The sequence below is a fragment of the Stenotrophomonas terrae genome (assembly GCF_039674165.1).
Lineage (GTDB): Bacteria > Pseudomonadota > Gammaproteobacteria > Xanthomonadales > Xanthomonadaceae > Stenotrophomonas > Stenotrophomonas terrae_A.
In genome coordinates, this window is the sequence record NZ_JBDJMY010000030.1 from 16,213 (window position 1) to 34,339 (window position 18,127).

Sequence of the window (18,127 nt, forward strand, 5' to 3'; positions counted from 1 at the left end):
ACGGCCCGGCGCCGGCTCTAAGCTAGAATCGACCACCCCCGGCCGCAGGCATGCTGCGGCACAACGTGAACAGGACCATTGAATGAGCATCAAGAGCGACCGTTGGATCCGCCAAATGTCCGAACAGCACGGCATGATCTCGCCGTACGAAGCCGGCCAGGTCAAGCAGGTGGACGGCCAGCGCATCGTCAGTTACGGCACTTCCAGCTATGGCTACGACGTGCGTTGCTCGCGTGAATTCAAGGTGTTCACCAACATCAACTCGACCATTGTCGACCCCAAGCACTTCGACCCGAAGAGCTTTGTCGATATCGAGGCCGATGAGTGCATCATCCCGCCGAATTCGTTCGCACTGGCGCGCACGGTGGAGTTCTTCCGCATCCCGCGTGACACCCTGGTGGTGTGCCTGGGCAAGAGTACCTATGCGCGGTGCGGCATCATCGTCAACGTCACCCCGCTGGAGCCGGAGTGGGAAGGTCATGTGACGCTGGAGTTCTCCAACACCACGCCACTGCCGGCCCGCATCTATGCCAACGAAGGCGTGGCGCAGATGCTGTTCTTCCAGGCCGACAAGGACGATGTCTGCGAAACCTCGTACAAGGATCGCGGTGGCAAGTACCAGGGCCAGACCGGCGTTACCTTGCCGCGTACCTGAGTGCTGCGGGCTGGAATGAAAAAGGCGCCGTCAGGCGCCTTTTCTTTATGCAGGATCCGGCGCAGCGGCTTACTTGCCGCGCCCGAACAACATGCCGATACCGACGGCAACCAGAATGGCCGGCCACCAGGTGGCGAGCATGGTGCCGATGTTGCCGTTGATCCAGCCAAGGTTCTTGGCCAGGAAGAACAGGCCAACGATGATCAGGATCAGGGCGGCGATCAGATTGGAGCGCATCGGCTTGCGGAGTCCGTAAGGGGAGAAGGTGCTTATCGTAGCCGCTGGCGCCAGATTTCGACACGTTCGGCCAGCACCTCCGGGTCGAAGCGCTGGGCCTTGCCATTGCCCCAGACCGGGCCGGGCCATGCGGCATCGTTTTCGTTGCGGCCAATCAGATGCACATGCAGCTGGCGCACGATATTGCCCAGGGCGCCGATATTGATCTTGCTGACATTGGGCTTGTGCTTCAGGTGCTGGGAGATCTGGTTGATTTCGGCCAGCAGCAGCCGTTGCTGGGCCCCGTCCAGGTCGATCCACTCGCTGGCCTCAGGCACGCGCGGCACCAGTACAACCCACGGAAAGCGGTCGTCATTCATCAGGCGGATCTGCGACAGGGGGCCGTCGGCGATCAGAACGCTGTCGGCGGCAAGGCGGGTATCAAGTACGAAATCGGACGTCACAACTTCGGTCATCGCAGGTTCTCGCTGAAGAAGGCCAAGGTGCGTTCGCGCGCCAAGTCGGCGCTGGGTGCGTGGTAGTGCATGCCGACCTCGCGGTTGAACGCGTGATCGGCTGGATACACATATACAGGCAAGTCGGGTTGCTTTTCACGGTGCGCTGCAACGGCGGCGGCCGGGATGGAGGCGTCCTGGTCGCCGAAGTGGAAGATCGCCGGCGCCTTGAACGGTGTATCCAGGAACGACACATTGCGCGCGCCGTAGTAGCTGGCCGACGGCAGGCCCAGGCGCTGCGCGGCCAGCATGGCGATGGTGCCGCCCCAGCAATAGCCGACGGTGCCGACCATGCCGTATTGCGCCAGGGTCGCGGCGGCGCTTTCCACAACGGTAACCGCGCGGTCCACGCCCAGTTCGTCGACCAGTGCCTTGCCGCGACTGACGCCGGCAGTGTCGTAGTCCAGCTGCAGGTCCGGCTCGATCAGGTCGAAGAAGGACGGCGCCAGCACCGCGTAGCCCTCGGCAGCGTACTGTTCGGCGACATGGCGGATATGCGCGTTGGCGCCGAAGATTTCCTGTATCACCACCAGCCCGGCGCGAGGGGTGCCTGCAGGCAGGGCCTGCCAGGCGCGGACGGCGCCGAGTGGGGTGGGGAGGGTGATCCAGTTGGGCATGGTGGGCTCCGGATTGAAGGGCGAAAAGCGGTGTTCCTTCTCCCGCTTGCGGGGGAAGGTGCCCGAAGGGCGGATGGGGGGAGCTTTTGGAGCGAAGGGTTTTGCTTGCTAGAGCCTCCCCTCACCCCAACCCCTCTCCCGTAAACGGGAGAGGGGCTCTAGTCAGTCATTCCCGCGATGAGACTGATTATCAGCTCTCTCACGTATTAAGCCAGCCGCAGGGCGAGGCTGCGCAGGCCCGGTATACTGGCCGGCTTTCCGGCCCTGCTGCCATTCCGGCCCGGCCCCAGGATTTCCAGATCATGTCCCAGCTGAACCCCAAAGTCGGCTTCGTCAGCCTTGGCTGCCCGAAAGCCCTTGTCGATTCCGAGCGCATCCTCACCCAGCTGCGGGTGGAAGGCTACGACATCGTGCCGTCCTACGACTCGGCCGACGTGGTGGTGGTCAATACCTGCGGCTTCATCGACTCGGCCGTTGCCGAATCGCTGGACGCCATCGGCGAGGCGATGAACGAGAACGGCAAGGTCATCGTCACCGGCTGCCTGGGCAAGAAGGGCGACATGATCCGCGAGCATTACCCGGATGTGCTATCGGTGTCCGGCCCGCAGGACTACACCACGGTGATGGAAGCGGTGCACGCAGCGCTACCGCCCAAGCACAATCCATTCGTGGACCTGGTGCCGGATTACGGCATCAAGCTGACCCCGCGCCACTACGCCTATCTGAAGATTTCCGAAGGCTGCAACCACCGTTGCAGCTTCTGCATCATTCCCTCGATGCGTGGCGATCTGGTGTCGCGCCCGGTCGATGAAGTGCTGCGTGAGGCCGAGCGCTTGGTGAAGGGTGGTGTGCGTGAGTTGCTGGTGGTATCGCAGGACACCTCGGCCTACGGCGTGGACCGCAAGTACGCGCCGGGCACCTGGCGCGGCAAGGAGTACGCAACGCGCATGAAGGCGCTGTGCGAGGGGCTGTCCGAGCTCGATGCCTGGACCCGTCTGCACTATGTCTATCCGTACCCGCACGTCGATGACGTGGTGCCGCTGATGGCCGAGGGCAAGATCCTGCCGTACCTGGACATCCCGTTCCAGCACGCAAGCCCGCGCATCCTCAAGCTGATGAAGCGCCCGGGTGCGGTCGACAAAACCCTGGAGCGCGTGTTGCGCTGGCGCGAGATCGCGCCGGACATCACCGTGCGTTCCACCTTCATCGTCGGCTTCCCGGGCGAAACCGATGCCGAGTTCGAGCAGCTGCTCGACTTCCTGGATACCGCCCAGCTCGACCGCGTTGGCGCCTTCGCCTATTCGCCGGTAGACGGTGCCACCGCCAACCAGCTGCCGGACCCGGTTCCCGAAGAAGTGAAGCAGGAGCGTCTGGCCCGTTTCATGGAAAAGCAGGCCGCCATTTCCGCCGCGAAGCTCGAAGCCAAGATCGGCAGCGTGCAGCAGTGCCTGATCGACGGCATTGAAGACGGCATCGCGGTGGCCCGTTCCAAGGCCGATGCGCCGGAAATCGATGGCCTGGTGCATATCCAGAACGCCGATGAGGCCAAGCTGCGGGTCGGCCAGTTCGTCGATGTCGAGATCACCGACAGCGATGAGCACGATCTGTTTGGCGATGCCATCGTCGATGCCAAGGCGGCCGCGCCGTTTGATCTCAAGGTGCTGTGACCTGCGCACTTGCCGCTGATGACGCCGGCTCAGGCCGGCGTCGTTTTCTGGCGCCACCGCGCGAGCAGGTGGCGCATCAGTGTTTTGAACAGCCCATATTTGGCGACTTTGCCAACTACACCGATCTGTTGGAGGGCGCCGACTGGCCGGGTATTGCTGCGCTCAACGCGCAGCTGGCCGTGCAGGGCAAGCAGTTCGTCATCCAGGACGAGGCCTTGCTTGGCGACGGACTGCACTACGAACAACGCATCGCCCAAGGGCGCATCGCCACCCGTGCGCAGAACTGGCATGACTTGTTCAATGCGCTGGTCTGGGCGCGCTATCCGGCGATCAAGTGCGCGCTCAATGCGCAGCAATGTCTGCATATCGCAGCGATGGGAACTGCGCAGCGCAACCGTGCGCAGGCTGCGCTGACCCAGTTCGACGAAACCGGCGTGATCGTGCGTGTCCGCGATGCGGACTTGCTGTCGGCATGGGATCGGCACGACTGGGCGACGCTGTTCGATCCGCGCTCGTGGCAGCGCGGCGATATCGCCATCTGCGCGCTCATCGGCCATGCCTTGCTGGAGCAGGCCTTGTTGCCCGGGCGCCTGCTGGTGGGCAAAAGCATCGTGGTGCTTGGCGAGGATGACGCGGCCTGCGTTGCCCGCGTCGCTGCGGCAATCGGTGAAGCTCAGCTGCTGGCCGAACCCTCCGAGCTGCGGCCATTGCCGCTGGCCGGCATTCCCGGTTGGCACGCGCCGCAGGATGCGGCCTTCTATCAGTCGTGCGACTACTTCCGCCCGCTGCGCGAGGGCCGAACGTACCCGGCCGCGCTCAGCCTTCGTAGCTGACGTCGAGGATGGCGAAGCGGGTCAGGCCGCTGGGCAGCTCCACCGCGAACTCATCGTCGATGCGCTTCTTCAACAGCGCCCGCGCCAACGGCGAATCGATACTGATCCAGCCGGCCGGTGCGTCGGTTTCGTCGGGGCCAACAATCCGGTAGACGACGGTCTGGCCCGAGTCGATGTTTTCCAGTTCCACCGTCGCGCCAAAGAACACCGCTTCCGGGTCGCTGGGCGTGGTGTCGACCACGCGCAGTGCTTCCAGGCGTTTGCTCAGGTAACGCACGCGACGGTCGATCTCGCCCAGCTGCTTCTTGCGGTAGGTGTATTCGGCATTCTCCGAGCGGTCGCCTTCGGCAGCTGCCGCCGCCAACGCCTTGACCACTTCCGGCCGCCGCTGCCGCCACAGCTCATCCAACTCGGCCTTGAGCCGGGCGTGGCCCTGCGCGGTGATCAGGGCGGTGCTTTTTTCTGCAGGGGGACGCCAGCGGCTCATTGCGGTCATGCATTGCGTGGATGCGGCATGGTAGCCGGGCTTGCTTGCGCAAGGCCAATCAATGGCTGAAGCTTCGCGTTCACCGACAAGGAAGTTTGGCCGATGTTGATCCTGCCGCTGCACAAGCCGCTGAACCTGAGCACCTTGCCGCTGGTGACGATGTTGCTGGTGCTGGTCAATGTCTATGTATTCTTCGGCTGGCAGGTGGACGACGAACACAAGGTGCAGGCGACGCAGGCCTGGTACCAGCAGTCGGGTCTGGCCGGCTACGAGCTGCCGGCCTACGAAAAACATCTGCGATTGACTGCGCAGCGCGATGCGCTGGCCGAGTTGGAAGCGCTGCCGGGGGAGGAGCGTGGCAGCTATGTGGGGATGGCGACCTTGAGCGATGTCAGCTTCCAAAAGGCGCTGCAACAGGGCGGCCTGTTCGAGTCGGAAGAACAGCAGGCAGAGTGGGCACCCTTGCGGCGTGAGTACCAGGCGCAGCTGGACCAGGTATTCACCCTGCGGCATATCCTGCGCAGCTCGGAATGGTCGCCGTGGCGGCTGTTGTCGGCGGCCTTCCTGCACGGCAGCGTGATGCATCTGCTGGGCAATATGCTGTTCCTGGTGGTCTTGGGTCTGCTGCTGGAAGGGGCGCTGGGTGGTTGGCGTTTCCTGGGGCTGTACCTGTTGGGCGCGGTTGGCTCCAGTGTTGCCAGTGTGTTGTGGCGCTGGGGCGAAGCGGGCGGTGGGTTGGGCGCGTCCGGTGCGATAGCGGCGGTGATGGGAGCGTTCTGCGTGGTGTGGGGAATGCGCCCGGTGCGGTTTTTCTATTGGTTCGGGGTGATCTTCGACTATGTACGGGCGCCGGCAATCTGCTTGTTGCCGTTGTGGTTGGGGTGGGAGGTATTCAACCTGCTGACCAACGACGAAGCCGGCATTGGTTTTGATGCGCATGCCGGTGGCCTGATCTGCGGCGCCGTGCTGGGTGGCGTGCTGGTGCTTACCCGGCAGACCCGCGATGACTATATGGCCGATGAAACCGAAGTGGCCGTCAACGATCAGCGTTGGCAGCAGGCCCAGCAATACATGGGGCGCCTGGATAATTCCGCCGCCGAGCGCGTGCTGGCGGAGTTGGCGACCGAACAACCGCAACGTCTGGATGTTGCACTGGCGCGCTATCGGGTTGCCGCCAACGCAGGCCGGTCAGCCGACATGCGTGCGCGCGCTGCCGATGTGCTGCGATTGGAGGCCGACGATACTGCCGGGCTAGCCGCGCAGCAGGCCATCATCAAACAGCTGCTTGCGGAGGACACAATCGCCGAGTTGGCGCCTGCTGCGTTTGAGCGCTGCCTCAAAGCCGGCTGGCTGCAGGAAGCCGAGGCGGTCTGGGAACAGGCCACCAAATTGCCCGGTGAAGCGCAGGCGCAGGGCTGGCTTCGTCTGGCCTTGCGGCATGGCGAGGCGCATGCCCATGCGCAGCGCCGGCGCCTGCTTGAATTGCTGCAGCAGCGTTTTGCGGCGACCCCGCAGGCCGGCAAGGCGCGGTTCCTGCTGGAGAACGACTGAGGGGTCTACCTCGGCGTAGACGAAGGTCCGGGGCGGATTGGCCCATGTTTTGTGCCGCATCGAATCTGCAGAGCCGACTTTTATCCGTAGCCCGGGTAAGCGCAGCGCACCCGGGAAGCAGGGATCTACGGGAAATCTCAAGTGTTCGCCAACAGCCCCGGGTGCGCTGCGCTTACCCGGGCTACGTTGACGATACGGTTCCGCTCAAGCGCGCCGGATCTCAGGCCGGGCTGACCTGCAGTGCGTTCTTGGCCGCCTCAAGCTTGCGGCGCTGCTCTTCGTCTTCGCAACGCTGCAGCGCCTCGTCGATCAGTTGCAGTGCTTCGGCGTCGCGGTTGTAGCGCTCGCCCAGCAGCAGAGCTGCCTGCAATGCCCACTGCGGCGCCTGCGGGTCGCGCGGCCAGGCCTTGAACATCGCTCGCAGGGTGTCCATCTGCAGCTGCAACTGGCCGCCCAGACGTGCGCGTTCGGCAAGCTGCGCGGCCTGCTGCGGTTCGGAGGGGGTGAAGTCCGCATCCACTTCCAGCATGTCGCGCAGGACGTTCATCGCTTCGCGTTCCTGCTTTTCGATCAGCAGGCGGTTGATGTACTGGCGGGCGTGCTCGCGCAGGGCATCGGATGCACCCTTGCGCCGAAGCAGGCGTTGATACAGCTCATGTACCTGCAGGCTCACCGCGCGGGAGCGCACCGAGCCGCGCAGGGCATCCAAAGCGGCATCAAGCTGGCCTTCGCGGACGAAATGTTCGGCCTCATCGAGCAGCTTCTGGTCCGGGTCATGCCGCAGCAGCGCGTCGTAGGCGCCTTCCGGTTCAAAGCCCAGTGCCTCGTGGTACTGATAAACCAGATAGCCCAGCAGATGGAAGGTGCTGAACAGGCCCCAGATGCTGAAGAAATTGAGCACCAGCTCGCCTACCACCGGCGGCATGAAGGTGTGCAGCCACTGGCCGGCGGTCAAGGCGCTGGCCTGGATGACGAACAGCAGCAGGAAGGCGGCCAGGTAGGGCCAGCCAATCCGCAGCGCAATGGTGATCGAGGTAGCGGGGTTGGCGGCATGGCGCAGGCTGCCGTCCATCGCCAGCGAGATCACACAGCCGGGCTGCAGCAGCACCACCGCGCCGAGCGTCAGCAGGCCAATCACCGGGCCGAGGAAGATCGCCACCGTCACCACGAAGACGCCCATCAGGATCATCAGGCCGAGCAAGCGGATGACGGTGCCGTCGCTGCTGCTGAGGGTGTTTTCGGGCGAGGCCATGCGGCCGTTGGCGGTTTCGCGCAGGATCTCGAACGAATAGCGGTAGATCGCCACCCAGATGATGATGCCGAGCAGCCAGCCTATGGCCGGCAACCAGGTCAGCAACGTGCACAGGGTGAGCGCGATCAGCGAATACAGCGCCGAGCCCCGTACCGGATAGAGCGTGATGGCCGGCAGTCGTTGCCAGAACGGTTGTGGGCGTTGCGCATTCGCGCCGCGCTTGCGGTCTTCCATGACATTCCCCCGAGAGTCAGGTGCCAATTGTGGCGCCTGCGATGCAGGGCCGGCAATGGGCCGGCCCTGGCGTGGCAGTCAGCGCTTGCCGCCGAAAATGCTGCCGAGGATGCCGCGCACGATCTGGTTGCCCAGCTTGGTGCCCACGGTGCGGGTGGTCTGTTTGGCCATGGTTTCGATCATGCCCTGACGGCGCTTGGTGCCGAAGATCGCATCCTTGATGCTCTGGCCGAAGCCGCCCTCCTGCTCCTCGTCCTGCTGACGGGTGCGAGCGGCAGGCGCTTTTGCCTGCTCGACGACCTTCTCCGCACGCTGCGCCAGCAGTTCGGCGGCCGATTCACGGTTCACGGCGTTGTCATAGCGGGTACCCACCGGGCTGCCGGCACGCACCTGGGCGCGTTCGGCATCGGTGATCGAGCCCATGCGGCAGCGCGGTGGGGCGATCAGGGTCTTCTGCACCGGTGCGGGAATGCCCTTGTCCTGCAGCGTGGACACCAGCGCCTCGCCGGTGCCGAGCTGCGACAGGGTGGCGACTACATCGAGCTTGGGGTTCTGCACGAAGGTCTCTGCCGCCGTCTTGACCGCCTTCTGGTCGCGCGGGGTGAAGGCACGCAGGGCGTGCTGCACGCGGTTGCCGAGCTGGCCAAGGATGTTGCCGGGCACGTCATCCGGGAACTGCGAGCAGAAGTACACGCCCACGCCCTTGGAGCGGATCAATCGCACTACCTGCTCGATGCGCTGCACCAGCGCTGGCGGTGCATCGTCGAACAACAGGTGGGCCTCGTCGAAAATGAAGACCAGCTTGGGCTTTTCCAGGTCTCCCACTTCCGGCAGCTGCTCGAACAGCTCGGACAGCAGCCACAACAGGAAGGTGGAATACAGGCGCGGCTTGAGGATCAGCTGGGCGGCGGCAAGGATGCCGATCACGCCGCGGCCGTCGTGATTGACCCACATGATGTCGGCCAGTTCCAGCGCCGGCTCGCCGAAGAAGGCTTCGCCGCCGTCCTGCGACAGGCGCAGCAGCGAGCGCTGGATGGCGGCCACCGACTGCGCGCTGACCAGGCCGTATTCGGTGGAGATGTCCTTGCGCTCCTCGGCCACCAGGCCGAGCAGGGCGCGCAGGTCGTCCAGGTCGAGCAGCAGCAGGCCACGGTCATCGGCCAGCTTGAAGACGATGTCGAGCACGCCGGACTGGGTGTCATTGAGCTCCAGGATGCGCGCGAGCAGGGTAGGGCCCATTTCGCTGACGGTGGTGCGCACCGGGTGGCCGAGCTTGCCGTACAGGTCCCAGAACACCACCGGGCTGGCCGCTGGCGCAAAACCATCGACGCCGATCTCGGCCGCGCGCTGGGCCAGCTTTTCGCCGCCCTCGCCAGCGACCGCAAGGCCAGCCACGTCGCCCTTCACATCGGCCATGAATACCGGCACGCCCAGCCGTGAAAACCCCTCGGCCAGCGTCATCAGCGTCACCGTCTTGCCAGTGCCGGTAGCGCCGGCCACCAGGCCATGGCGGTTGCCGAAGCGCGGGAGCAGGGTGACGGCGATGTCGTCGGTGACGCCTTTGCCGAGCAGGATCGGGTCCATGGAGGCACTCATTGATGAATGAAGGGGGGATTCTAACGGCCGACTGTATCGCTGCGGTGGCAATGTTGCCCCCGGGTCTGTCTGCCAGCTACCCTGCCTCACCTTTGTCATGCAGTGCTGCTGATGCCCGTATCCCTGTTATCCGCTCGTCCTTGGTCGTTGTTGCTGGCGACCTCGTTGTTGACCGTGGTTCCGGCCGCCCATGCGATCTCGGCCCGGGACAAGGTCAAGGTGGATGCCATCGAGGCGCGGATGACGGTGGCGGAAAAACGTTACAGCGACGCGCTGGTGCTGGTTGCCAACGCCGACCCCAAGGGCGCCAGCGAGGGCGATGCCGCGCTGGAAGACATGGAAGACGTGATCAGCGCCTGTATCGCGCAGAAGGGTTGCCAGGTCAGCAATCTGCTGGCCACCTACAAGCGCCTGCTCAAGCAGCGCGCCGACGCCAGCAACAGCGCCGAGGGCGACGATGGTGGTCCGCTGGAAGCCGATCCCGACCATATCGCACCACTGGTAGCCGATGTGCCTGAAGCGGCACGCGCGGCGGCCCTGCTCAATGATCACCGCCACGCCTTCGATGAGATGGTCGAGTACAACCCGGCCATCCAGGCCGGCATCCGCCGTTGGCTCACCGACATGCGTCCCTCGCTGCTGACCAGCTACGAGAACTACATGAACCTGCGCGCGGTGATGTGGCCGGAGTGGGAAAAGGACGCGCTGCCTGAGGCGTTGTTGTTCGGCATCATGGCCAAGGAATCCAACGGCCGCGTCCATGCGTCGTCGCGGGTGGGGGCAGCGGGCCTGATGCAGTTCATGCCGGCCACCGGCCGCCGCTTCGGGCTGGGCCCGGATGGTACCGGCTTCGACACTCGCTTTGATCCGCGCAGTGCCGCCAGTGCCAGCGCCGATTACATGAACGAGCGCATGCGCGGGCTGAACAAGAACATCGAGTACGCCTTGGCCGCCTATAACGGGGGCGAAGGTCGCGCCGCGCGCATCTACCGCGAGACCGGCGGCCAGAGCTTCTGGACCGACACCTCGTACAACCAATTCCCAGGCGAAACCAAGGACTACGTGCCGATGGTGATCGCCGCGGCGTGGATCTTCCTGCACCCGCAGCAGTACGGCGTGGAGTTCCCGAAGATCAACGCGCAACCGGCGACGATCCGCCTGGCCAAATCCACCACCATCTATGAGCTGACCATCTGCCTGGGCAGCACCGGCACCCGCGACGGTTACATGCGCGCGCTGCGCAACCTCAACCCGCGCTATGAAGCCGATGGTTGGATCCCGTCGGGCACCACCATCAATGCCACCACCCGCATTGCCGGCCTGTACAACCGCTACTGCGTGAGCGGCCCGCGTGCCGATCTGGCGCGTGCGTTGATCACCGCCGACCTGAATGCCGCGATCAAGCGGCCCTCGGCGGCGAGCTTTACCGGCAGCGTGGCGGTGGGTGATGTGCAGGCGATGCAGGCTGCGCAGGCCGTCGCGCCGGTAACCGCTCCGGTGGCTGCGCCGCGGCCGGCGACGCCTGCACGACGTGCCGCGCGCAGCTACAAGGTTGCCAGAGGCGACACCCTCGGCGGCATCGCCAACCGCTTCCAATGCGAACTGCCGGCGTTGGCGCGCGCCAATGGTCTGCGTGCACCCGCGTATGCACTCAAGCCCGGGCAAAGCCTGAAGCTGGAAGGCTGCGGCCGTTGAACAAGAAGGGCGCCGCAAGGCGCCCTTCTTGTATGCGCGCGCTGTGTTTTTTGTGGGAGCGGCGTAAGCCGCGAAGCAGGTGGATCGCCAGATCCCAGCAATAGCACCCGCCTTGTAGGAGCGGCGTAAGCCGCGAAGCAGATGGATCGCCAGATCCCAACGCTGCCGCTCGCGGAGGAAATGCCAGCTTCGCGACTGACGTCGCTCCTACAAAACCCAGGTTGCCTGTGGGAGCGGCGTGAGCCGCGAAGTAGAGGGGTCATCAGATCCCAACACTGCCGCTCGCGGAGGAAATACCAGCTTCGCGGCTCACGTCGCTCCCACAAAAGCCAGGTTGCCTGTAGGAGCGGCGTAAGCCGCGAAGCAGATGGAGCATCAGACCCCAACGTTGTCGCTAGCGGAAGAAACACCAGCTTCGCGACTGCCGTCGCTCCTACAAAAGCCAGGTTGCCTGTGGGAGCGGCGTGAGCCGCGAAGCAGTGGGGTCATCAGATCCCAGCACTGCCGCTCGCAGAAGAAACCCCAGCTTCGCGACTGACGTCGCTCCCACAAAAGCCGGGTTGCTTGTGGGAGCAGCGTAAGCCGCGAAGCAGATGGATCGCCAGATCGCAGCGTTGTCGCTCGCGGAGGAAATACCAGCTTCGCGACTGACGTCGCTCCTACAAAAGCCGGGTTGCCTGTGGGAGCGGCGTTAGCCGCGAAGCAGATGGGTCATCAGATTGCACAAGCCCGGGGCGCTGGTGCGATCCGGGCTTCGCGGCTTACGCCGCTCCTACAGGAGGGCGCCGCTCCTGCGATCAGTCCTGCTTCTCAGCGCAGCTTCGCCAGCGGCTGGCCCAGTTGCACCGGGCTTTCGGCCTTCAATGACGGATCAAAATCGGCCACCCCCGGCGGCAGCAGCACGATCACCGTGGAGCCGTAGTTGAAACGCGCCATCTCGGCAAAGCGTTCCAGGGTGATGCCCTTGCCGCGCCAGTCCTTGCGGGTGATGCGGTCGCCGTACGCCGGGATTTCCTCGCCACTCCACACCGTCTCCACGCCGCTGACCAGCAGCGCGCCGACCATCACCTGCACCATCGGCCCGAAATCGGTGTCGAAATGGCAGACCAGGCGTTCGTTGCGGGCGAACAGGCGCGGGACGTTGGCCACCGCATCGGTGCCTACGCTGAACAGGCGGCCGGGTACATGCACGGTTTCGCGCAGGGTGCCGGTCCAGGCCATGTGCACGCGGTGATAGTCGCGCGGTGACAGGTAGACGGTGGCGAACAGGCCGTCGTTGAACGGCAGTGCATCGGCAGCATCGCCGAGCAGCTCGGCGGCGGTGAATGACTGGCCCTTGGCCTGGAAGATGCGGCCATCTTCAATCGGCCCCAACTGGCTGATGCGGCCATCGGCCGGCATGGTCAGGGTGCGCGGATCGGCGGCGGGTACGCGCGCGCCCGGCTTCAAGGCGCGGGTGAAGAAGGCATTGAAGCTGGGGTAGCTGCGCGGGTCCGGGTTGGCCGCTTCGCCAAGATTGACATTGAACTTGCGCGACACGGTGTCGATCAGCCAGCGCGAGATGCGCGGGTTCTGCGAATAGGCCAGCGAGCGGGCCATCGACGACAGCAGGCGGTGCGGCAATACGTAGGTGAGGCGTGTAACCAGACTCATGGTGCGGATTTCTCGGTCAGCTTGATCAGGTCGCTGGCAATTGCCTGCGGGTTGAACGGGGGACGCATCAGGCCGGCCAGGCGCCCCTGCGGGTCGAGCACGGCGATGCTGGCGGAGTGATCCATGCTGTAGTCGTCGGGGTTCTGCTCGAAGTGCTTGCCGGGGGCTTTCTGGAACACCATGCCCAGCGAGGTGGCAAAACGCTCCAGCGACGGCACATCGGCGGTGGCGGCGAGGGTGTCCTTGTGGAAGGCATGGGCGTACTCGCCCAGGCGGTTCGGGGTGTCACGCTCGGGGTCCACCGACACCAGTACCACGCGCGGGCGCAGGCTGTCGGGGATGGCTTCCCACTGCTTCTGGGCCTGGGCCAGCTCGGTCAGGGTGGTGGGGCAGACGTCCGGGCAGGAGGTGAAACCCAGGAATACCAGGGTCCAGTGGCCGCGCAGCTCACCGGGGATCAGGCGGGTGCCGTCGGACTGGGCCAGATCGAACTCAGGCAGGGTGCGCGGGGTGCCGTAGAACAGGATGCTGCTGGCCTCCTGGCTGCCCTTGGCGGACGGCCCGAAGACCTTCTGCGCCAACAACAGGCCCAGGCCGGCGGCCAGGGCGATGGCCAGGATGATGCCGGTATTTCGATTGAACATGAGCGCGGGCTTCCGTTCGGGTACTGCGGCTGGACGGGGCGTCAGCCGTGGGCGGGATACGGGAGTGTAGGGGATTGCAGGCGTATACCCCGCCAACTGGCCGGTGTTTGGCCGCCGTTTGCGGGCCATTGCCGAAGTTTCGGCTGCAACTGGACAATCAATATACCGGTCAGGTGCCTATAATCGCAGACCTTTCAAGTATTTCCGTATTGCCATGACTGCCGAAGCGGCCGCTGAACTCAAAACGATCGTCGATCTGATCCGCTACGGCGCAAGCCGTTTCAATGCTGCTGGCCTGAGCTTTGGCCACAGCTATGACAATGCCCTGGACGAGGCGACCCAGCTGACCCTGCACAGCCTGCACCTGCCACCGGACCTGGGCCCGGCCTATGGCACGGCGCGGGTGCTGCTGGAAGAACGGCAGCAGGTGCTGGCGCTGTTCCAGCGCCGCATCGACGAGCGTCAGCCGGCTGCCTACCTGACCGGTGAGGCCTGGTTCGCGGGCTTGAGCTTCAAGAGCGACGCGCGCGCGCTGGTGCCGCGTTCGCCGATTGCCGAGCTGATCCTCAATGGCTTCGAGCCGTGGCTGGCCGGTCGCGACGTCACCCACGCGCTGGACCTGTGCACCGGCTCGGGCTGCATCGCCATCGCCATGGGCCATTACTACCCGAACTGGCAGGTGGATGGCAGCGACGTCAATGACGCCGCGCTGTCGCTGGCGGTCGAGAACAAGGAGCGCCTGCTCGCCCACAACGTCGAGCTGGTCAAGAGTGACCTGTTCACCGGGCTGCAGGGCCGCGTCTACGACCTGATCGTGACCAATCCGCCTTACGTCACCAATGACGAGACCGACGCGCTGCCGAAGGAATACCAGCACGAGCCGGACCTGGCGCTGCGTGCCGGCGACGACGGCCTGGACCTGGTGCTGAAAATCCTGCGCGACGCGCCGGACCATCTGAGCGAAGACGGCCTGCTGATCTGCGAAGTAGGCGATTCCCAGCAGCACCTGGAGAAGCTGCTGCCGGAGGTCTACATGTCCTGGGTCGAGTTCAAGGTCGGGCAGATGGGTATCTTCGCTGTCGAAGCGGCCGAGCTGCGTGCACACCATGCACGCATCGCCGAGCTGGCTGCCGCACGTCCCTGACTCATGCTTACGCCGTCACTCCGCCCAGGCAGGGTGACGGCAACGGCCAGCGCAACTGCAAGAGCACAACGGCATTGAATACATTCGGACAACTTCTTCGCGTCACCACCTTCGGTGAATCCCACGGGCCGGCCATCGGCTGCGTGATCGATGGGTGCCCGCCCGGCCTGGAAATCTCGCCCGAAGAATTCGCCCACGACCTGCAGCGCCGCGCCACCGGCAAGAGCCGCCATACCTCGGCCCGTCGTGAGGCCGACGAGGTCGAGATCCTGTCCGGTGTGTACGAAGGCCGTACCACCGGCACGCCGATCGCACTGCTGATCCGCAACACCGATCAGCGCAGCAAGGATTACAGCAACATCGCCCAGCAGTTCCGGCCGGGCCATGCCGACTACAGCTACTGGCAGAAGTACGGCATCCGCGATCCGCGCGGCGGTGGCCGTTCCTCGGCGCGTGAAACCACCATGCGCGTGGCCGCTGGCGTCGTCGCCAAGAAGTGGCTGCAGCAGCGCCACGGCGTCAGCGTGCGCGGTTACCTGTCGCAGCTGGGCGAAATCACCCCGGCCGGTTTCGACTGGAGCGCGGTCGAAGAGAACCCCTTCTTCTGGCCCGATGCCGCCCAGGTGCCGGCGCTGGAAACGTATATGGATGCGCTGCGCAAGTCCGGTGATTCGGTCGGTGCGCGCGTGACCGTGGTGGCCGATGGCGTGCCGCCGGGCTGGGGTGAGCCGATCTACGGCAAGCTCGATGGCGACATCGCCGCCGCGCTGATGAGCATCAACGCGGTCAAGGGCGTTGAAATTGGTGATGGCTTTGCCAGCGCTGCACAGAAGGGCACCGAGCACCGTGACCTGATCACGCCGCAAGGCTTCCAGTCCAACCACGCCGGCGGCATCCTCGGTGGTATCTCCACCGGTCAGCAGATCGTCGCGGCGATGGTGCTCAAGCCCACCTCCAGCCTGCGCCTGCCGGGCGCCACGGTGGATACGGCGGGCAACGCGGTGGATGTGATCACCACCGGGCGTCACGATCCCTGTGTCGGCATCCGCGCCACTCCCATCGCCGAGGCGATGCTGGCACTGGTGCTGATGGACCAGGCCATGCGCCATCGCGGCCAGTGCGGTGATGTCGGCGACATGAGCCCGCGCATTCCCGGTCAGCTCGATGGCTGATCGGCGGCCCCGCGTCTGGATATCGCAGCCCCTGTTCGACGATACCGTCGCGCAGCTGGCGGCGTACTGCGACGTGGTTGCCACCGAACAGGTCAGCGCCCACAGTGCGGCCGAGCTTGCCGCGCAGCTGGCCGAGGTCGATGGCGCGCTGGTCACCCTCAACGACCGTATCGGCGCTGCGGAAATCACCAACGCGCTGGCGTTGAAGATGATCGCCAATGTCGGCGTCGGCTATAACAATCTGGATATCGGCGCGCTGAGCGCGGCCGGTATCGTTGCCAGCAATACCCCGGACGTATTGACCGAAACCACCGCCGACCTCGGCTTCTCGTTGTTGATGGCAGCCGCGCGTCGCATCGTCGAATCTGATCGTTGGCTGCGCGACGGCAACTGGGGGCAGTGGTCTTTTACCACCATGCTCGGTGCCGATCTGCACGGCAGCACCCTGGGCATCCTGGGCATGGGCCGCATCGGCCAAGCCATCGCGCGGCGCGGCCACCATGGCTTCGGCATGAAGGTGCTGTACCACAATCGATCACAGCTGCCTGCGGAGCAGGAGCAGGCGGTGGGTGCCCGTTATGTCGGCTTCGACGAGCTGCTGGCCGGCGTCGATCACCTGATTCTGGTGTTGCCGTATACCGCGCAGAACCATCACATCATCAACGCCGCTGCACTGGCACGGATGAAGCCGACCGCCACGCTGGTGAACATCGCCCGTGGCGGCATCGTCGATGAGCTGGCGCTGGCCGACGCGCTGGCCCATGGCCGGCTGGCATCGGCGGCACTGGACGTATACGAGAACGAGCCGAACGTGCGCCCGGAGCTGCTGGCCCTGCGCAACATCGTGCTGACCCCGCATATCGGCAGCGCGTCGCTGGCCACGCGCCGGGCGATGGTGCAGGTGGCGGTGGACAACCTGCTGGCTGGCCTGGGCATCGGCCCGGATGCAGGCAAGCCAGCCAATGCCATCAATGCCGAGCTGCTCGGCGATGGCGCCGCGCGCATTGCCGCGGCCGGCAAGAAAATCGACGACAAAAAACGATAGGGAGCCTCCCAGGCCGTGTGCTGGAGGTTCCCCGAACCTGGATCGATGTGTGTCTCCCCCCTCTTATTCTTTCGAGTATCTCCATGAGCAATGAAGCCCGTCGTTTCCATGTAGCCGTTGTTGGCGCCACCGGCGCTGTCGGCCAGACCATGCTGTCCATCCTGGCCGAGCGCAAGTTCCCGATCAGCAAGCTGACCCTGCTCGCCTCCGAGCGTTCGGCCGGCCAGCAGGTTGATTTCGAAGGCCAGAAGATCACCATCCAGGAGCTGGCCACGTTCGATCCGGCCGGTGTCGAGATTGCACTGTTCTCGGCAGGCGGCGGTATTTCGAAGGAGTTCGCGCCCAAGTTCGCCGCTGCCGGCGCGGTGGTGATCGATAACTCGTCCACCTTCCGTTACGACGATGACGTGCCGCTGGTGGTGTCCGAGGTCAACCCGGAAGCCGCCAGGAACCGTCCGCGCGGCATCATCGCCAACCCGAACTGCTCGACCATGCAGCTGATGCCGGTGCTGGCGCCGATCCACCGCGAGTACGGCATCGAGCGCATCAACATCGCCACCTACCAGTCGGTGTCCGGCGCTGGCCAGACCGGCATGGAAGAGCTTGGCAAGCAGACCGCGCAGCTGCTGGGCTTCCAGGAGATCGAGCCGACCAAGTTCCCGGTGCAGATTGCCTTCAACCTGATCCCGCATATCGATGAGTTCCTCGACAACGGTTTCACCAAGGAAGAAATGAAGCTGGTCTGGGAAACCCGCAAGATCCTCGGCGACGACAGCATCCTGGTGAACCCCACCGCGGTGCGCGTGCCGGTGTTCTACGGCCACTCCGAGGCGGTCAACATCGAGACCAAGAAGAAGATCACCACCGAACAGGCGCGCGAGCTGCTGGCTGCGTCGCCGGGTGTGAAGGTGGTGGACGAGCGCAAGGCCGGTGGCTATCCGACCCCGGTCACCCATGCCTCGGGCACCGACCCGGTCTACGTCGGCCGCATCCGCGAGGACATCTCGCACCCGCGTGGCCTGAACATGTGGGTGGTGGCTGACAACATCCGCAAGGGCGCCGCACTGAACGCCGTGCAGGTCGCCGAACTGGTCGCCAACGGCGGCTGATGGTCCCAACGACGCCGGCTTGATGCCGGCGTCGTCGTATCT

At 64.8% G+C, this 18,127-nt stretch carries 17 protein-coding genes; 9 read left to right on the forward strand and 8 right to left on the reverse strand.

The annotated features are described in order from the left end of the window. Positions 1-82: 82 nt before the first annotated feature. Positions 83-655, forward strand: coding sequence for a dCTP deaminase (dcd, locus tag ABE493_RS13210; protein WP_346499374.1), 573 nt, complete (start codon positions 83-85; stop codon positions 653-655). Between the two features lie 69 nt (positions 656-724). Here dcd and ABE493_RS13215 read toward each other — a convergent pair whose 3' ends face one another. The 3 genes from ABE493_RS13215 to ABE493_RS13225 are packed head-to-tail and all read right to left on the reverse strand — an operon-like array spanning position 725 to position 2,003. Beyond that, positions 725-892: a LiaI-LiaF-like domain-containing protein gene (locus ABE493_RS13215; protein ID WP_170183049.1), complete on the reverse strand. Its 168-nt coding sequence runs from the start codon at positions 890-892 to the stop codon at positions 725-727. Positions 893-924: 32 nt separating this feature from the next. Next, positions 925-1,347, reverse strand: a complete 423-nt coding sequence (locus ABE493_RS13220; RefSeq protein ID WP_346499375.1) for an HIT family protein — start codon at positions 1,345-1,347, stop codon at positions 925-927. Next, the gene (locus ABE493_RS13225) at positions 1,344-2,003 is read right to left on the reverse strand and encodes a dienelactone hydrolase family protein (RefSeq protein WP_346499376.1); all 660 of its coding nucleotides are present in this window, start codon (positions 2,001-2,003) and stop codon (positions 1,344-1,346) included. Before ABE493_RS13225 ends, ABE493_RS13220 begins: the two co-directional genes overlap by 4 nt. 302 nt (positions 2,004-2,305) lie before the next feature. Between ABE493_RS13225 and rimO the strand changes: the two genes are divergently transcribed. Together rimO and ABE493_RS13235 are read left to right on the forward strand one after the other, a co-directional pair. Next, positions 2,306-3,670, forward strand: coding sequence for a 30S ribosomal protein S12 methylthiotransferase RimO (gene rimO, locus ABE493_RS13230; protein ID WP_057630849.1), 1,365 nt, complete (start codon positions 2,306-2,308; stop codon positions 3,668-3,670). After that, on the forward strand, positions 3,667-4,503 hold the full coding sequence (locus tag ABE493_RS13235; RefSeq protein ID WP_346499377.1) for a DUF3025 domain-containing protein: 837 nt from the start codon (positions 3,667-3,669) through the stop codon (positions 4,501-4,503). Before rimO ends, ABE493_RS13235 begins: the two co-directional genes overlap by 4 nt. On the opposite strand, the gene greB is transcribed toward ABE493_RS13235, so the two are convergent. Then, on the reverse strand, positions 4,487-4,990 hold the full coding sequence (gene greB, locus ABE493_RS13240) for a transcription elongation factor GreB (protein WP_346499378.1): 504 nt from the start codon (positions 4,988-4,990) through the stop codon (positions 4,487-4,489). The two genes, ABE493_RS13235 and greB, sit on opposite strands and share 17 nt — an antisense overlap. Positions 4,991-5,092: 102 nt before the next feature. Here greB and ABE493_RS13245 point away from each other — a divergent pair, with 102 nt between their 5' ends. Continuing rightward, positions 5,093-6,541, forward strand: coding sequence for a rhomboid family intramembrane serine protease (locus ABE493_RS13245; RefSeq protein ID WP_346499379.1), 1,449 nt, complete (start codon positions 5,093-5,095; stop codon positions 6,539-6,541). A gap of 220 nt (positions 6,542-6,761) precedes the next feature. On the opposite strand, the gene ABE493_RS13250 is transcribed toward ABE493_RS13245, so the two are convergent. Both ABE493_RS13250 and ABE493_RS13255 read right to left on the reverse strand, forming a co-directional pair. Then, complete coding sequence (locus tag ABE493_RS13250; RefSeq protein ID WP_346499380.1) at positions 6,762-8,027, reverse strand: hypothetical protein; 1,266 nt, start codon at positions 8,025-8,027, stop codon at positions 6,762-6,764. Positions 8,028-8,105: 78 nt separating this feature from the next. Next, positions 8,106-9,611, reverse strand: a complete 1,506-nt coding sequence (locus tag ABE493_RS13255; RefSeq protein WP_346499402.1) for a helicase HerA-like domain-containing protein — start codon at positions 9,609-9,611, stop codon at positions 8,106-8,108. A gap of 123 nt (positions 9,612-9,734) precedes the next feature. On the opposite strand from ABE493_RS13255, the gene ABE493_RS13260 reads away from it, so the two are divergent. Continuing rightward, on the forward strand, positions 9,735-11,318 hold the full coding sequence (locus ABE493_RS13260; RefSeq protein ID WP_346499381.1) for a transglycosylase SLT domain-containing protein: 1,584 nt from the start codon (positions 9,735-9,737) through the stop codon (positions 11,316-11,318). Between the two features lie 810 nt (positions 11,319-12,128). On the opposite strand, the gene asd is transcribed toward ABE493_RS13260, so the two are convergent. Next, entirely contained in the window at positions 12,129-12,971 is an 843-nt protein-coding gene (gene asd / locus ABE493_RS13265) for an archaetidylserine decarboxylase (protein WP_346499382.1), read from the reverse strand. Next, positions 12,968-13,615 (reverse strand): SCO family protein, encoded by a 648-nt coding sequence (locus ABE493_RS13270; protein WP_346499383.1) that lies wholly within the window; start codon positions 13,613-13,615, stop codon positions 12,968-12,970. The genes asd and ABE493_RS13270 overlap by 4 nt, the downstream gene beginning before the upstream one ends. 214 nt (positions 13,616-13,829) lie before the next feature. Between ABE493_RS13270 and prmB the strand changes: the two genes are divergently transcribed. The 4 genes from prmB (at position 13,830) to ABE493_RS13290 (ending at position 18,085) form a co-directional block, all read left to right on the forward strand. Continuing rightward, a complete protein-coding gene (prmB, locus tag ABE493_RS13275; protein ID WP_346499384.1) occupies positions 13,830-14,759 on the forward strand; it encodes a 50S ribosomal protein L3 N(5)-glutamine methyltransferase in 930 nt (309 codons plus the stop codon). 74 nt (positions 14,760-14,833) lie between these two features. After that, positions 14,834-15,931 (forward strand): chorismate synthase, encoded by a 1,098-nt coding sequence (gene aroC / locus ABE493_RS13280; protein WP_346499385.1) that lies wholly within the window; start codon positions 14,834-14,836, stop codon positions 15,929-15,931. After that, entirely contained in the window at positions 15,924-16,976 is a 1,053-nt protein-coding gene (locus tag ABE493_RS13285) for a 2-hydroxyacid dehydrogenase (RefSeq protein ID WP_346499386.1), read from the forward strand. The genes aroC and ABE493_RS13285 overlap by 8 nt, the downstream gene beginning before the upstream one ends. 83 nt (positions 16,977-17,059) lie before the next feature. Then, positions 17,060-18,085, forward strand: a complete 1,026-nt coding sequence (locus ABE493_RS13290) for an aspartate-semialdehyde dehydrogenase (protein WP_346499387.1) — start codon at positions 17,060-17,062, stop codon at positions 18,083-18,085. Positions 18,086-18,127 lie beyond the last annotated feature (42 nt).

Coding starts and splice junctions, on each gene's coding strand:
- dcd (WP_346499374.1), top strand. CDS start 83: ATGAGCATCAAGAGCGACCGTTGGATCCGCCAAATGTCCGAACAGCAC.
- rimO (WP_057630849.1), top strand. CDS start 2,306: ATGTCCCAGCTGAACCCCAAAGTCGGCTTCGTCAGCCTTGGCTGCCCG.
- ABE493_RS13290 (WP_346499387.1), top strand. CDS start 17,060: ATGAGCAATGAAGCCCGTCGTTTCCATGTAGCCGTTGTTGGCGCCACC.
- ABE493_RS13245 (WP_346499379.1), top strand. CDS start 5,093: ATGTTGATCCTGCCGCTGCACAAGCCGCTGAACCTGAGCACCTTGCCG.
- ABE493_RS13220 (WP_346499375.1), bottom strand. CDS start 1,347: ATGACCGAAGTTGTGACGTCCGATTTCGTACTTGATACCCGCCTTGCC.
- greB (WP_346499378.1), bottom strand. CDS start 4,990: ATGAGCCGCTGGCGTCCCCCTGCAGAAAAAAGCACCGCCCTGATCACC.
- ABE493_RS13215 (WP_170183049.1), bottom strand. CDS start 892: ATGCGCTCCAATCTGATCGCCGCCCTGATCCTGATCATCGTTGGCCTG.
- ABE493_RS13250 (WP_346499380.1), bottom strand. CDS start 8,027: ATGGAAGACCGCAAGCGCGGCGCGAATGCGCAACGCCCACAACCGTTC.
- prmB (WP_346499384.1), top strand. CDS start 13,830: ATGACTGCCGAAGCGGCCGCTGAACTCAAAACGATCGTCGATCTGATC.
- ABE493_RS13285 (WP_346499386.1), top strand. CDS start 15,924: ATGGCTGATCGGCGGCCCCGCGTCTGGATATCGCAGCCCCTGTTCGAC.
- asd (WP_346499382.1), bottom strand. CDS start 12,971: ATGAGTCTGGTTACACGCCTCACCTACGTATTGCCGCACCGCCTGCTG.
- ABE493_RS13255 (WP_346499402.1), bottom strand. CDS start 9,611: ATGGACCCGATCCTGCTCGGCAAAGGCGTCACCGACGACATCGCCGTC.
- ABE493_RS13260 (WP_346499381.1), top strand. CDS start 9,735: ATGCCCGTATCCCTGTTATCCGCTCGTCCTTGGTCGTTGTTGCTGGCG.
- ABE493_RS13225 (WP_346499376.1), bottom strand. CDS start 2,003: ATGCCCAACTGGATCACCCTCCCCACCCCACTCGGCGCCGTCCGCGCC.
- ABE493_RS13270 (WP_346499383.1), bottom strand. CDS start 13,615: ATGTTCAATCGAAATACCGGCATCATCCTGGCCATCGCCCTGGCCGCC.